General features: G+C 63.7%; 12 protein-coding genes. 6 read left to right on the top strand and 6 right to left on the bottom strand.

Annotated features, from left to right (window positions below):
* Nucleotides 1-37: 37 nt before the first annotated feature.
* From ACGYLA_RS15935 to ACGYLA_RS15925, 3 genes are read right to left on the bottom strand one after another with little or no spacing between them, the layout of a single operon-like run.
* On the bottom strand, nt 38-1,228 hold the full coding sequence (locus tag ACGYLA_RS15935; protein WP_394433787.1) for a phosphopentomutase: 1,191 nt from the start codon (nt 1,226-1,228) through the stop codon (nt 38-40).
* A complete protein-coding gene (locus ACGYLA_RS15930) occupies nt 1,228-2,532 on the bottom strand; it encodes a thymidine phosphorylase (protein WP_394433785.1) in 1,305 nt (434 codons plus the stop codon). The genes ACGYLA_RS15935 and ACGYLA_RS15930 overlap by 1 nt, the downstream gene beginning before the upstream one ends.
* Before the next feature lie 4 nt (nt 2,533-2,536).
* Nucleotides 2,537-2,929 (bottom strand): cytidine deaminase, encoded by a 393-nt coding sequence (locus ACGYLA_RS15925; protein WP_394411399.1) that lies wholly within the window; start codon nt 2,927-2,929, stop codon nt 2,537-2,539.
* Nucleotides 2,930-3,150: 221 nt separating this feature from the next.
* Here ACGYLA_RS15925 and ACGYLA_RS15920 point away from each other — a divergent pair, with 221 nt between their 5' ends.
* Nucleotides 3,151-5,424 carry an NADP-dependent malic enzyme gene (locus ACGYLA_RS15920; RefSeq protein WP_394433782.1) on the top strand — a complete coding sequence of 758 codons (2,274 nt, stop codon included), beginning with the start codon at nt 3,151-3,153 and terminating at the stop codon, nt 5,422-5,424.
* 43 nt (nt 5,425-5,467) lie between these two features.
* Here the strand turns inward: ACGYLA_RS15920 and ACGYLA_RS15915 are convergent, their stop codons facing one another.
* A complete protein-coding gene (locus ACGYLA_RS15915) occupies nt 5,468-6,229 on the bottom strand; it encodes a MipA/OmpV family protein (RefSeq protein ID WP_209218232.1) in 762 nt (253 codons plus the stop codon).
* A gap of 190 nt (nt 6,230-6,419) precedes the next feature.
* Here ACGYLA_RS15915 and ACGYLA_RS15910 point away from each other — a divergent pair, with 190 nt between their 5' ends.
* The 3 genes from ACGYLA_RS15910 to ACGYLA_RS15900 all read left to right on the top strand — a co-directional run bounded on the left by ACGYLA_RS15910 (nt 6,420) and on the right by ACGYLA_RS15900 (nt 10,894).
* On the top strand, nt 6,420-8,312 hold the full coding sequence (locus ACGYLA_RS15910; RefSeq protein WP_394433780.1) for a propionyl-CoA synthetase: 1,893 nt from the start codon (nt 6,420-6,422) through the stop codon (nt 8,310-8,312).
* A 225-nt stretch (nt 8,313-8,537) separates the two neighbouring features.
* Nucleotides 8,538-9,632, top strand: coding sequence for a carboxynorspermidine decarboxylase (locus ACGYLA_RS15905; protein ID WP_394433778.1), 1,095 nt, complete (start codon nt 8,538-8,540; stop codon nt 9,630-9,632).
* Between the two features lie 20 nt (nt 9,633-9,652).
* Nucleotides 9,653-10,894 carry a saccharopine dehydrogenase family protein gene (locus ACGYLA_RS15900; protein ID WP_394433776.1) on the top strand — a complete coding sequence of 414 codons (1,242 nt, stop codon included), beginning with the start codon at nt 9,653-9,655 and terminating at the stop codon, nt 10,892-10,894.
* 64 nt (nt 10,895-10,958) lie between these two features.
* On the opposite strand, the gene ACGYLA_RS15895 is transcribed toward ACGYLA_RS15900, so the two are convergent.
* Nucleotides 10,959-11,156: a CsbD family protein gene (locus ACGYLA_RS15895; protein ID WP_067267282.1), complete on the bottom strand. Its 198-nt coding sequence runs from the start codon at nt 11,154-11,156 to the stop codon at nt 10,959-10,961.
* Between the two features lie 123 nt (nt 11,157-11,279).
* Nucleotides 11,280-12,041: an NAD kinase gene (locus ACGYLA_RS15890; RefSeq protein WP_067267283.1), complete on the bottom strand. Its 762-nt coding sequence runs from the start codon at nt 12,039-12,041 to the stop codon at nt 11,280-11,282.
* Between the two features lie 181 nt (nt 12,042-12,222).
* Between ACGYLA_RS15890 and glyA the strand changes: the two genes are divergently transcribed.
* Both glyA and ACGYLA_RS15880 read left to right on the top strand, forming a co-directional pair.
* Complete coding sequence (gene glyA / locus ACGYLA_RS15885; RefSeq protein ID WP_394433774.1) at nt 12,223-13,500, top strand: serine hydroxymethyltransferase; 1,278 nt, start codon at nt 12,223-12,225, stop codon at nt 13,498-13,500.
* Nucleotides 13,501-13,776: 276 nt separating this feature from the next.
* Complete coding sequence (locus tag ACGYLA_RS15880) at nt 13,777-14,175, top strand: cupin domain-containing protein (protein ID WP_322328270.1); 399 nt, start codon at nt 13,777-13,779, stop codon at nt 14,173-14,175.
* Nucleotides 14,176-14,179 lie beyond the last annotated feature (4 nt).

The raw sequence follows: 14,179 nt of genomic DNA, 5'->3' as shown, positions 1-14,179 counted from the left end.
CGCACAAGCGCCCCGCTCGCAAGCAAAGGCTGCGCGGCTACTGCGGCACCTCTACCCCCAGATGCCCGGCGACGAGGGCTGCGACATCGGTAAAGCCGATATGCCCCAACGCCTCTGCCCCGGTCCCGGCGACCAGCACCGGCACCCTTTCGCGGGTGTGATCGCTGCCCGCCCATGTCGGATCATTGCCATGGTCCGCCGTGACCACCAGCATGTCGCCCTCGCGCAGCGCCGCGATCACCTTGCCGATCTCGGCGTCGAACCACTCCAACGCGCGGGCATAGCCCGACACATCGCGGCGGTGCCCGTAAAGACTGTCGAACTCCACGAAATTGGCGAAGGTCAGGCTGCCCTCTTCGGCTTCACCCACCAGATCATGCAGATGATCCATCAGCTTGGCATCCGGCCCTTTGCGCAGCTCGTCGATGCCCTGCATGGTAAAGATGTCGCCGATCTTGCCCACCGCATAGACCCGCCCTCCGGCGTTCTGCACCCAGTTGGTCAGCACCGGTTTGGGCGGCGTGATGGCATAGTCGCGCCGGTTCGCGCTGCGCTCAAAGGCGCCCACTTCCCCGGTGAAGGGCCGCGCGATGACACGGCCCACCTTCATCTCATGCAGCCGCGGCGCGATGTCTTGGCAAAGCTTCAACAGGCGGTCGAGGCCAAAGGTCTCTTCATGCGCGGCGATCTGGAACACGCTGTCGGCAGAGGTATAACAGATCGGCCAGCCGCTTTCGCAATGCTCCGCCCCCAGCCGTTCGATGATCGCCGTGCCAGAGGCGTGGCAATTGCCCAAAATGCCATCGGTGCCCGCCAACTGCGCGACTTCTGCGGTCAGGGCGGCGGGAAAGGCAGGCGTCTCATCCGGGAAGTAATGCCATGCCCAAGGCACCGGCAGCCCGGCCAATTCCCAATGGCCCGAGGGGGTGTCTTTGCCCTGCGAAACCTCCGTCGCAGCCCCCCAGCGGCCTTCGGGCGCAGCACCCAGCCCCGGCGCCTCCATCCCGCTGGCCAGCTTCAGCGCGGCCCCCATACCCAACCGGTCGAGATTGGGCAGGGCCAGCGGCCCGCTCCGCCCCTCTTCGGCCTTCCCCGCGGCACAGGCCTGCGCGATATGACCCAGCGTATTGGCCCCGGTATCGGGCAGATCACCGTTAAAGAAATCCCCCGCGTCCGGCGCACCGCCGATGCCCACGGAATCGATCACGACCAAGAATGCACGTCCCATCAGCCGATCCTTTCCAAAATCAAATCCGGCGCTTCAACCGCCTTGTCCCCTAGCGTGATCGCCGCCAGAACCGCCGCCTCTGCCGCATCCGCAGCCGCCTCTCCCGCAGCGTGGATCGTGGCCAAAGGCGCGCCCGCGCGGACCTCATCGCCCAAGCGCCGCACCTGCGACAGGCCCACCGCCGGGTCGATCTGGTCCGCCTCGACCACCCGGCCCCCGCCGAGATTGACCACCGCCATGCCGAGTGCCGCGCCGTCGATCGCGCTCAAGTAGCCGCCGCGCGGCGCGGGAACCGTTCGGATCACCGGGGCTTTGGGCAGAATGCGCTCCCAGTTTTCGGCGAAATCGGCAGGTGCGCCCATGGCGCTGAGCATCCGGGTGAAACGCTCCAACGCGCGGCCATCGCGGACCGCCGCGCGCAGGGCTTCGGCCCCCGCCTCAGCCGTCGCGGCCAGACCGCCATTGGCAAGAAGCCCGCCACCCAATTCAGCCGTCACATCAAGGATCGGCCCCGTCACCGCCCCGGTCAGCACCCGCATCACCTCGGCCACTTCCAGCGCGTTGCCAAGGCTCGGTACCAGCGGCTGGTTCATGTCACTTATGACCGCCGTCGTCGGGCAACCCGCCGCCGTGGCGGTGCCGCTCAGCGCTTCGGCCAAGGCCCGCGCCTGCGCGAGCTCCTTCATGAAAGCGCCCGAGCCGACCTTCACGTCCAGCACCAGCCCATCCAGCCCAGCGGCGAGCTTTTTCGACAGGATCGACGCGGTGATCAGGTCGAGCGAATCCACGGTCGAGGTCACATCCCGCACCGCATAAAGCCGCCGATCCGCCGGGGCTATGTCGCCGCTGGCGCTGACGATGGCGCAACCCACGTCCCGCACCACGTCGCGAAACCGCGCCTCTTCCAACTGCGTGCTGACGCCGGGGATCGCCTCAAGCTTGTCGAGCGTGCCGCCCGTATGCCCCAGCCCCCGGCCCGAGATCATCGGCACATAGGCCCCGCAGGCGGCCAGTGCGGGGGCGAGGATCAATGAGACGCAATCGCCCACCCCGCCGGTGGAGTGTTTGTCGAGCACGGGGCCGTCCAACGACCAGTCCAACACCTGCCCCGAATCGCGCATCGCAAGGGTCAGGGCCACGCGACCCGGCTGGTCCAAACCATTCAGGCAGATGCCCATGGCGAAGGCTCCGGCCTGCGCGTCACTGACACGGCCATCGGCCAGCGCCCCGGCCATCCAGGTCAGCGCCTCTGCGTCCAATGCCTCACCATGGCGCAGCCGCGCTAGAATGTCCCGGGCGCTCATGCGGTTAACCCTGCATATGGGCGGCGCCAAAGGCCCCCGGCAGCAAGTCGCCCATGGTGGTCTGCTGTTCCTTGCCCGCCACGGTGGCCATGGTCACGGATACATCCCCGCCCGAGAATTCCGCCAATTTCTGGCGGCAGCCGCCGCAGGGCGTCACGGGCATCTCGCTGCCCGCCACGACATAGACCTCGGCGATCTCACGCTCGCCCGCCGCCACCATGGCGGCAATCGCACCCGCCTCGGCGCAGGTGCCCTGCGGGTAGGCGACGTTTTCGACATTGCAGCCACTGAACACCGCCCCCGAGGCGGTGCGGATCGCCGCGCCGACCTTGAAATTTGAATAGGGCGCATGGGCGTTTTCCCGCACCAACACAGCCGCGTCGCGCAAATCAGTCATTAAGCTCTCCCTTTTCTCGGACTATAGAAAATTGCCCCGCCCTGTGCGATGCAAAACCACATGTCGCCTCAATCGCCTCTTAAAGGCCCGCGCAAAATGACCTGCAAGGGCGACGCTGGGGCAAAGCCAACCGGCACCTAGACCGCCCCCGCCAAAAGCCGCTTTGCTTGCGCGCGAAAATTAGTTTAACGCTAAACCATTATTCGGGAGAAGCATAAACGATGTCCGACACCCCCAACCTGCGCCAAGCTGCATTGGATTACCACGAACACCCCCGGCCCGGGAAACTGGAGATCCGCGCGACCAAACCGCTGGCCAATGGCCGCGATCTGGCGCGGGCCTATTCACCGGGCGTGGCCGAGGCCTGCATCGAGATCAAAAACGACCCCGACACCGCCGCGCGCTATACTTCGCGCGGCAATCTGGTGGCCGTGGTCAGCAATGGCACGGCAGTGCTGGGCCTGGGCAATATCGGCGCGCTGGCCTCGAAACCGGTGATGGAGGGCAAGGCCGTGCTCTTCAAGAAATTCGCCAATATTGACTGTTTCGACATCGAGCTTGATCAATCCGACCCCGAGAAACTGGCCGAGATCGTCTGCGCGATGGAGCCGAGCTTTGGCGCGATCAACCTCGAAGACATCAAGGCGCCCGACTGTTTCGTAGTCGAGAAGATCTGCCGCGAGCGCATGAACATCCCCGTTTTCCATGATGACCAGCACGGCACCGCCATCGTCGTCGGCGCTGCGGTCAAGAACGCGCTGCATGTGGCGGGAAAGCGTTTCGAGGACATCAAGATCGTCTCGACGGGGGGCGGGGCTGCGGGCATTGCCTGCCTCAATATGCTGCTGAAACTCGGCGTGAAGCGTGAGAACGTCTGGCTCTGCGACATCAACGGGCTGGTCTATGAGGGCCGGACCGAGGATATGAACCCCAGCAAGGCCGAATATGCGCAGAAATCCGACCTGCGCACGCTGGACGATGTGATCGACGGGGCCGACCTCTTCCTCGGCCTCTCCGGTCCCGGTGTGCTCTCGCCCGAGATGGTGGCGAAGATGGCCAAACGCCCGATCATCTTCGCGCTGGCGAACCCCACGCCGGAAATCCTGCCCGATGTGGCCCGCGCCGTGGCACCGGACGCGATCATCGCCACAGGGCGCAGCGATTTTCCCAATCAGGTCAACAACGTGCTCTGCTTCCCCTTCATCTTCCGGGGCGCGCTGGACGTGGGTGCGACCACGATCAACGACGAGATGAAGATCGCCTGTATCGACGGCATCGCCGCCCTCGCCCGCGCCACCACGAGCGCGGAGGCGGCAGCGGCCTATCAGGGCGAACAGCTGACCTTTGGCGCAGAATATCTGATCCCGAAACCTTTTGATCCGCGCCTCATCGGCGTCGTCTCCTCCGCCGTGGCCAAGGCCGCGATGGAGACGGGCGTGGCCGCGCGGCCCATCGAAGACCTCGACGCCTATAAACGCAAACTCGACGGGTCGGTGTTCAAATCCGCGCTGATCATGCGCCCGGTCTTCGAATCCGCCCGCTCCTCCCCCCGCCGTCTGGTCTTTGCCGAGGGGGAGGACGAACGCGTGCTGCGCGCCGCGCAAGCGATCATCGAAGAGACGGTGGAACGGCCCATCCTCATTGGCCGCCCCGAGGTGATCGAACGGCGCATCGAAAAGGCGGGTCTGAACCTGCAACTGGGCCAAAACGTCGATCTGGTGAACCCCGAGAATGACCCCCGCTACCGCGACTATTGGGAGACCTACCACAGCCTGATGTGCCGCCGCGGCGTCAGCCCCGACATCGCGCGCGCCATCATGCGCACCAACACCACCGCCATTGGCGCGGTCATGGTGCACCGCGGTGAGGCCGACAGCCTGATCTGCGGCACCTTTGGCGAGTTTGGCTGGCACCTCAATTACGTCAACCAAGTGCTGGGCCGCGACGGTTTCCGCCCGCATGGCGCGCTGTCGATGATGATCCTCGAAGACGGGCCGCTTTTTATCGCGGATACCCAAGTGAACCTGCACCCCACCCCCGAACAGATCGCCGAGATCGCCATCGGGGCCGCCCGTCACGTCCGCCGCTTTGGCATCGAGCCGAAAGTGGCGCTCTGCTCACAAAGCCAGTTCGGCAATCAGGGCGAAGGGTCGGGTAAACGTCTGCGCGCGGCGCTGGAGATCCTCGACGCGGGCAACCATGATTTCGTCTACGAAGGTGAGATGAACATCGACACCGCGCTTGATGCCGAACTGCGCGCGCGGCTGCTGCCCTGCAACCGGATGGAAGGGGCCGCCAATGTGCTGGTCTTTGCCCATGCCGATGCTGCCTCGGGCGTGCGCAACATCCTGAAAATGAAGGGCGACGGGCTTGAGGTCGGGCCGATCCTGATGGGGATGGGCAACCGGGCGCATATCGTGTCGCCCTCGATCACCGCGCGCGGTCTGCTGAACGTGGGCGCCATCGCGGGCACGCCGGTCGCGCATTACGGCTAAGGCAAGAGAAAGCGCCGCCCCCCAAAGGGCGGCGCAACGCCGTTTAGAACCGCCAAGTAAAGGCGCGGCTGACGCCAATGCGCATGGTCCACTGATCCTCTGACCCGGCCTGTGTGATCGGGCTGTCGGCAGCGTCATTCAGCAGGCGTTGATAGGCCACGGCCCCTTCCAGCGCCCAAGCGTCATCCAAACGATAGGTCGCCTCAACCTCGACACCAGCGCCGAGCAGACCGCCACCGGCTTCATACGCGGCGAAGTTCGTGGTGGCGGTGTCGACGCCGTAATAGGTGTCAGCATAGGTGTCGTTGCCAAGGCTGAAACGCGGGCCTGCGGTGATGGTCCAACGCTCATCGGGGCGGAAGATCACATCGGCGCCGATGTCGCCAGTCACGCCTTCATGGCCGCCAAAGCCACGGCGCACCTTGCCGAAGACCTGCCAGTTCACCTCGCGGTAGACCACGCCAAAGCCCAGTTCGACCGCCGCGTCGATATCCTCAAGCCCCGCAAGTTCCGCGTGATCGGAACTGTCACGTTCGCCCAGATAGCGGAACGCGCCGGTGAAGCCGAAACCGGTCTTGGGCGCTTCGCCGATGTTGGTGCCGATCTTGCGCCCGCCCCATTCCAGCGAACCGAAGGTAAAGGCCAGATCCGGCGTCGCGCGATAGCTGCTGGCGCCCGGATAATCCGGCGCCGCCCCGACACCGCCGCGGAGGGCGAAGTTGATGCTACGGTCCTGCGCCGCCGCAGGCAGCGCGGCAACGATGGCAAGGCAGGATGCAAGAGGCAGGGAAAGGGCGAGACGCATAATGGCAGGCTCCGGAAAAACAGTGAATTTCCGCCCAATCTAGCATGACGCGGCGCGACTGACAGGAACAATAGCGTTCCGCTTGCCGAAATCTTTCTAAGCGGCCAGAGTGACTGGAAATAATTGCGCGACACTGCACCTATACCCGGCCCGCGGGTTTGCCGCACAGCGCAACAGGAGGAGGAACACCATGGGATATCGCGACACCTACGACCGCTGGAAAGCCGACCCGGAAGCCTATTGGCTAGAGCAAGCCGAAGCGATCGACTGGGACATCGCGCCGACGCGCGCGCTGTTTGACCGGGGCGACCATATCTATGAATGGTTCGCGGATGCCAGTGTGAACACCTGCTACAACGCCGTCGACCGCCATGTCGACCAAGGCAACGGCAAACGCGTAGCGATCATCCATGACAGCCCGATCACCGGCAGCAAATCCACCCTTACCTATGGGGAGTTGCAGGCCCATGTCGCCTCGCTCGCCGGGGCGCTGGTGGCCCAAGGCGTGGAAAAAGGCGACCGCGTGGTGATCTATATGCCCATGGTCCCCGAAGCGGTTGAGGCGATGCTGGCCTGCGCGCGGATCGGCGCGATCCATTCCGTGGTCTTCGGCGGTTTCGCCTCTAGCGAATTGGCGGTGCGGATCGACGATTGCAAACCCAAGGCGATCATCGCCGCCTCCTGCGGGGTGGAGCCGTCGCGGGTGGTGGATTACAAACCGCTGCTTGACGGAGCCATCGAACAGGCCAGCCACAAGCCTGACACCTGCATCATCCTGCAACGCGGCCAGAAACCCTGCGAATTGAACCCCGAGCGGGACATCGATTGGTACGCCGCCCAAGACGGCGTGCGCCCGGCGCCCTGCGTGCCCGTGGAGGGGAACCACCCGGCCTATATCCTCTATACCTCCGGCACCACCGGCGCGCCCAAGGGCGTGGTGCGGCCCACGGCGGGGCATCTGGTGGCGCTGAACTGGACCATGAAAAACGTCTATAACGTCGAACCGGGAGAAGTCTTTTGGGCCGCCTCGGACGTGGGCTGGGTCGTGGGGCACAGCTATATCTGCTACGCGCCGCTGATCGCCGGGAACACCACCGTCGTGTTCGAAGGCAAGCCCGTGGGCACGCCCGATGCGGGCACCTTCTGGCGGGTGATTGAGGAACATGGCGTGGCGAGCTTCTTTACCGCCCCCACCGCCATTCGCGCCGTTAAACGCGAAGACCCCGAGGGCGAGGAGACCAAAAAATACGACCTGTCGAGCCTGCGTGCGCTCTATCTCGCGGGGGAGCGGGCGGACCCCGATACCGTCGAATGGGCGCAGGAGAAATTGGGCAAGCCGGTCTACGATCACTGGTGGCAGACCGAGACCGGCTATACCATCGTCGGCAACCCGGCGGGGCTTGAGGCGCTGCCGGTCAAGGTCGGCTCCCCAACCGTGCCGATGCCGGGCTATGACGTGCAGATTTTGGATGAGCGCGGTGACCCGCTGCCTGCCGGAGAGTTGGGCGCGATTGCCATCAAACTCCCCCTGCCCCCCGGCACCCTGCCGGGGCTCTGGAACGCCGAAGACCGCTTTCGCAAATCCTACCTCAGTACCTTCCCCGGCTATTATGAGACCGGCGATGCGGGCCGGATCGACGAGGACGGCTATGTCTGGATCATGGCGCGCACCGATGACGTGATCAACGTCGCGGGCCACCGCCTCTCGACCGGCGCGATGGAAGAGGTCTTGGCCGGTCACCCCGACGTGGCGGAATGCGCCGTTGTGGGGGTGAGCGATGAGCTCAAAGGGCAGATGCCGGTCGGGTTTCTCTGCCTGACCAAGGGTGTCGACCGCCCGCATGAGGAAATCGTCGCCGAATGCGTCACCCGGATGCGCGAGCAGATCGGCCCCGTCGCCGCCTTCAAACAGGCCGTGGTGGTGGACCGCCTGCCCAAGACCCGCTCGGGCAAGATCCTGCGCGCGACGATGGTGAAGATCGCCGATGGGGAGGATTTCAAGACCCCCGCCGCCATCGACGACCCGGCGATCTTGGACGAAATCCGCACGGCGCTGAAGGGCATCGGCTACCCGCAGGGCTAACCAAAAATCACATGGCGGTGGACCTTTGCCTGTCCGGCGCTACAGTTACCCCCACAGAAACGCGCGCGCAGCCCAGCCCGCGCGTTTTTTACAATTGCGTTGCTTGCGCAAAATATGCGAAGCGCCCCCGGAAATGCCCCCCGGCGGGGCCAACCACGACAGCACATTCAGTGGGTCTTTTCCCTCCCGGAGCTTGCCCTCCGGCCGCGCAGAAAGGTTTTCGACGTGCAGACACCCTATTACCTGATCGACAAGGCCAATCTCCGCGACAATATGGAAACGATCGCCCGCCTCCGCGCGCTTTCCGGTGCGCGCTGCCTGCTGGCGCTGAAGTGCTTCGCCACATGGTCGGTCTTTGACTTCATGTCCGAGTATATGGACGGTTCGACCTCCTCGTCGCTCTACGAAGTGCGACTGGGGGCCGAGAAATTCCCCGGTGAGACCCATGCCTATTCGGTCGCCTATGCCGGGCATGAGATCGACGAGGTGTTGGGCCATGCCGACAAGATCATCTTCAACTCCATCGGCCAGCTCGACAAGTTCGATGCGCAATCCGCGGGCCATATCCGCGGGCTGCGGGTGAACCCCGGCGTTTCCACCTCGGACTTTGATCTCGCCGACCCCGCCCGCCCCTTCAGCCGTCTGGGCGAGCATGATCCGGCAGCGATCGACGCGGTCGCCGACCGGATCAGCGGGTTGATGTTTCACAACAACTGCGAGAATGACGACTTCGCCCGTTTCGATGAGATGCTGACCCTGATCGAAGACCGCTTCGGCGCGGTGCTGCATAAGATGGAGTGGATCAGCCTTGGCGGCGGCATCCACTTCACCGGCGAGGGCTATCCGCTCGACGATCTGGCGCTGCGGCTCAAGGCCTTTGCCGACCGCTTTGGCGTGCAGGTCTACCTGGAGCCCGGGGAGGCCGCGATTACCGGCGCGGCGACGCTGGAGGTCACCGTGCTCGACACGATGTTCAACGGTAAGAACCTTGCCATCGTCGACAGTTCCATCGAGGCGCATATGCTCGATCTGCTGATCTACCGTGAGCCTGCGAAGGTGAGCCCCGACAGCGGTGACCACGAATGGATGATCTGCGGCAAGTCCTGCCTTGCGGGCGATATCTTTGGCGAGTTTCGCTTTGATGCGCCGCTGAAAGCGGGCGACCGGCTCTCGTTCCAGGACGCTGCCGGTTACACGATGGTCAAGAAAAGCTGGTTCAACGGCGTCAAGATGCCCGGCATCGCGGTGCGCGAGTTGGACGGAACCACCCGAATGGTGCGCGATTTCGACTATGACGATTTCGCCGCCGCCCTGTCGTGACAAGGAAAGAGGTCAACACTATGAAACGCAATGTTCTTATCATCGGCGCGGGCGGCGTCGCACAGGTCGTGGCGCATAAATGCGCGCAGAATAATGACCGTTTGGGTGACTTGCATATCGCCAGCCGCACCTTCTCCAAATGCGAGGCGATCATCGCAAGCGTGCATGAGAAAAACGCGATGAAGCAGGATGGCGTCTTCAAGGCGCATGCCGTCGACGGGATGGACACCGATGCCGTGGCCGCCCTGATCAAGGAGACCGGCTGCCAAATCGTGATTAACGTGGGCTCGCCTTTCGTGAACATGACCGTGCTGCAGGCCTGCATCGACACCGGTGCTGCCTATATCGACACGGCGATCCACGAAGACCCGACCAAGATCTGCGAGACCCCACCGTGGTACGGCAACTACGAGTGGAAGCGCCGCGAGGCCTGCGCCGAAGCGGGCGTGACCGCGATCCTCGGCGCCGGTTTCGATCCCGGCATGGTCAACGCCTTCGCCCGTTTCGCGGTGGATGAATTCATGGATGAGGTCAAATCCATCGACATCGTCGATATCAACGCGGGCAACCACGGCAAGTATTTCTCGACCAACTTTGACCCCGAGATCAACTTCCGCGAGTTCACCGGCACGGTCTACAGCTGGCAGGAAGGCGCGTGGCAAGAGAACAAGATGTTCGAAGTGGGCCGCGAATGGGACCTGCCCGTGGTGGGCAAGCAGAAGGCCTATCTGTCGGGCCATGACGAGGTGCATTCGCTGTCCGCAAACTACCCGCAGGCCGACGTGCGCTTCTGGATGGGCTTTGGCGATCACTACATCAACGTTTTCACCGTGCTGCAGAACCTCGGGCTGCTCTCCGAACAGCCTGTAACCACCGCCGAGGGGCTGGAGGTCGTGCCGCTGAAAGTGGTGAAAGCCGTGCTGCCCGACCCGTCGAGCCTTGCGCCCAACTACACCGGCAAGACCTGCATTGGCGATCTGGTGAAAGGCGTGAAGGACGGCGAAGAGGTTGAGGTCTTTGTCTATAACGTCGCCGATCACAAGGACGCCTATAACGAAGTGGGCAGCCAAGGCATTTCCTACACCGCGGGCGTGCCGCCGGTGGCCTTTGCGATGCTGATCGCCGATGGCACCTATGACACCGCCACCATGGTCAATGTCGAAGAGTTGGACCCCAAGCCCCTCTTCAGTCTGCTCGACGACATCGGCCTGCCCACTCGCGTCAAAGACGACAAGGGTGACCGCGCGTGGCACGAGGCTTGAGCCTCTCTTGAAACGCAAAAGGCGACCCTCAAAGGGTCGCCTTTTCTAATTCTGCCGACGAAACTCAGTATTTCGCGGCGAAGTCATCGACTTGACGCTCTGCCTCGTCTTTGGCGATGCCATAGCGTTCTTGAATCTTACCCACCAGTTGCTCGCGATTGCCACGGGCTTCGGCGATTTCGTCGTCCGTCAGATCGCCCCATTGCGATTTCACCGCGCCGGTCATCTGGTTCCAATTGCCTTCGATACGGTCCCAATTCATCTTAGGTCTCCTTTCTTCGGCTGTTAAGACGCGGGAGGATCCCGCTCTTGCAGGCTCAACGCTGGCGCGAAGTTAGGGTTCCGGCGGGCGCGAGGTGCGGCGGAAAGGCGCCGCCCTTCCCGGTCAGTTGAACTGCTCCGAGATCAACCGCTCTTCCAACCCATGGCCGGGATCGAAGAGGATCCGGTGGCTCACACTGGGGTCCGAGGAAACTTCAACCGTCGTGACATCGCGGTGCGACTGGCCGTCGGCATCGGCCATCACGGGGCGTTTTTGCGGTTCTTGCACATCGAAACGCACCGTGGCCCGTTTCGGCAACAAGGCCCCACGCCAGCGGCGCGGGCGGAAAGCGGCGATCGGGGTCAGGGCCAATACATCCGAACCGATGGGCAGGATCGGTCCATGGGCGGAGTAGTTATAGGCGGTGGAGCCCGCAGGGGTCGCCACCAGCGCCCCGTCGCAGACCAGTTCCTCCATCCGCTGGCGCCCGTCGATCGTGATGCGCAGCTTGGCCGCCTGCGGCCCCGCGCGCAGCAAAGACACCTCGTTGATCGCCAGCGCGGTCGAAATCGTCCCGTCGATATGGGTGGCGCGCATGACCAAAGGGTTAATCACCGCCTCTTCCGCCGCCGCCAACCGCGCTTGCAGGTCGCCCTCTCGGTAGGCGTTCATCAAAAAGCCGATGGTGCCCCGGTTCATCCCATAGACCGGCGCGTCCATGTCTTGGGTGCTGTGCAGCGTGTGCAGCATGAACCCGTCGCCCCCAAGCGCCACGATCACCTCGGCCTGACGCAGTGGCACATCGCCATAACGCCCGATCAAAGCGGCCCGGGCCGTCTGTGCCACGCTGGCCCGGCTGGCCACAAAAGCGATCTTTAAAGACATGTCAGCAGGCTCATTCCGGCGAAGTTTCCGATCATCGGCGTTTGGGGCCAAAACAATCACATTATTCCGCGCGCCACCAGTGTTGACGCACATATCTTGCAACCTGTCGGTTTACAGCCTTCACCTCAGGCCGCGTTTCCGATAGGCAACACGCGAAACCAGCTCCAATGAGGATCCCCTGATGTCCGATTTCTTCACCAAATCTCTCGCTGATTCCGACCCCGCCCTCGCCGCTGCGATCGATGCCGAACTGGGCCGCCAGCGCGACGAGATCGAGTTGATCGCCAGCGAGAACATCGTTTCGGCTGCGGTGCTTGAGGCGCAGGGCAGCATCATGACCAACAAATACGCCGAAGGCTATCCGGGGCGGCGCTACTATGGCGGCTGTGAGCATGTCGACGTGGCCGAGAACCTTGCCATCGAACGCGCCTGCGCGCTGTTCGATTGCCAGTTCGCCAATGTGCAGCCGAACTCCGGCAGCCAAGCGAACCAAGGTGTCTTCACAGCGCTGTTGCAACCGGGCGACACCATTCTGGGGATGAGCCTTGATGCCGGCGGCCACCTGACCCACGGGGCCAAGCCGAACCAGTCGGGCAAATGGTTCAACGCGGTGCAATACGGTGTGCGCAAGCAAGACAACCTGCTGGACTACGATCAAGTCGCCGAACTGGCGGCTGAGCATAAGCCCAAGATGATCATCGCCGGCGGCTCCGCCATCCCGCGTCAGATCGACTTTGCCAAGATGCGCGAGATTGCCGATAGCGTGGCTGCCTATCTGCTCGTCGACATGGCGCATTTCGCGGGCCTTGTGGCTGCGGGTGAGCATCCCTCCCCCTTCCCCCATGCGCATGTGGCGACGACCACGACCCACAAGACCCTGCGCGGCCCGCGCGGCGGCATGATCCTGACCAATGACGAGGCGATTTCGAAAAAGATCAACTCCGCCATCTTCCCCGGCATTCAGGGCGGCCCCCTGATGCATGTGATCGCGGCCAAGGCCGTGGCCTTTGGCGAAGCGCAGCAGCCGGAGTTCAAAGCCTATGCCAAACAGGTCATCGCCAATGCGCAGGCGCTGTCGGATCAGTTGATCAAAGGCGGCCTCGACACCGTGACCCATGGCACCGATACCCATGTTGTGCTGGTCGATCTGCGCCCCAAAGGCGTGAAGGGCAACGACACCGAGAAGGCTCTGGGCCGCGCGCATATCACTTGCAACAAGAACGGCGTGCCGTTTGATCCGGAAAAGCCGATGGTGACAAGCGGCATCCGTCTCGGCTCCCCTGCGGGCACGACACGCGGCTTTGGTGAGGCCGAGTTCCGCCAGATCGCCGATTGGATCATCGAAGTGGTCGATGGGCTGGCGGCCAATGGTGCCGATGGCAATGCCGAGGTCGAGGCCAAGGTGAAAGCCGAGGTCGAAGCGCTGTGCCAGCGTTTCCCGATGTATCCGAACCTGTAAGCGATTTGGTCCTCGCAGCGATGCGGGGGCCACTTTACCCTCCGGCTGGGCGGTGCCCGTCCGCGGGTGGGCATCGCAACCTGCGTTCCTACCGCTTTATTTCTCAACCATGATCTGCGGCCAAGGTGATGTGCCCGGCAGCAAAAGCGCCCGCCCAGGGGGCGGTCGGGCGCTGCCCGGCGGGGCAAAGCGCCTTGATTCCGGGCGATCATCGCCAGGCGCCCCCCTTGCCGATCCCCCCTCCCCGCGCCACATTCTTCTGCAAAGGAGAACCGCATGATCATTCACCCCAAGGGCAGCCGCCCCTCTGAACCCGGCCCTGACGATTACTTCACCGGAGAGGTCGAGATGACCCCGCTGATCTCGGCCCCGGCGCCTGCCCGCCTGCGCGGCGTGACGGTGACCTTTCAGCCCGGCGCGCGCACGGCGTGGCATGTCCACCCTCTGGGCCAAACCCTGATCGTCACCGAAGGCACAGGCCGCGCCCAGACCGAAGGCAGCCCGGTGCAGACGTTGAACAAGGGCGATGTCGTCTGGTTCGGCCCCGGTGAGAAACACTGGCACGGGGCCGCGCCCGACAGCGCCATGACCCACATCGCGCTGCAAGAGGCACAGGTCGGTGAGGCGGTCGAATGGATGGAAAAGGTGTCGGACGCGGATTACGACCCGGCCTGAGCCC

The sequence above is a fragment of the Sulfitobacter sp. 1A13679 genome, from assembly GCF_043557115.1.
Taxonomy (GTDB): Bacteria; Pseudomonadota; Alphaproteobacteria; order Rhodobacterales; family Rhodobacteraceae; genus Sulfitobacter; species Sulfitobacter faviae.
Note: the sequence above shows the minus strand (reverse complement) of the source record. Positions and strands in the feature narration are given on the sequence as shown.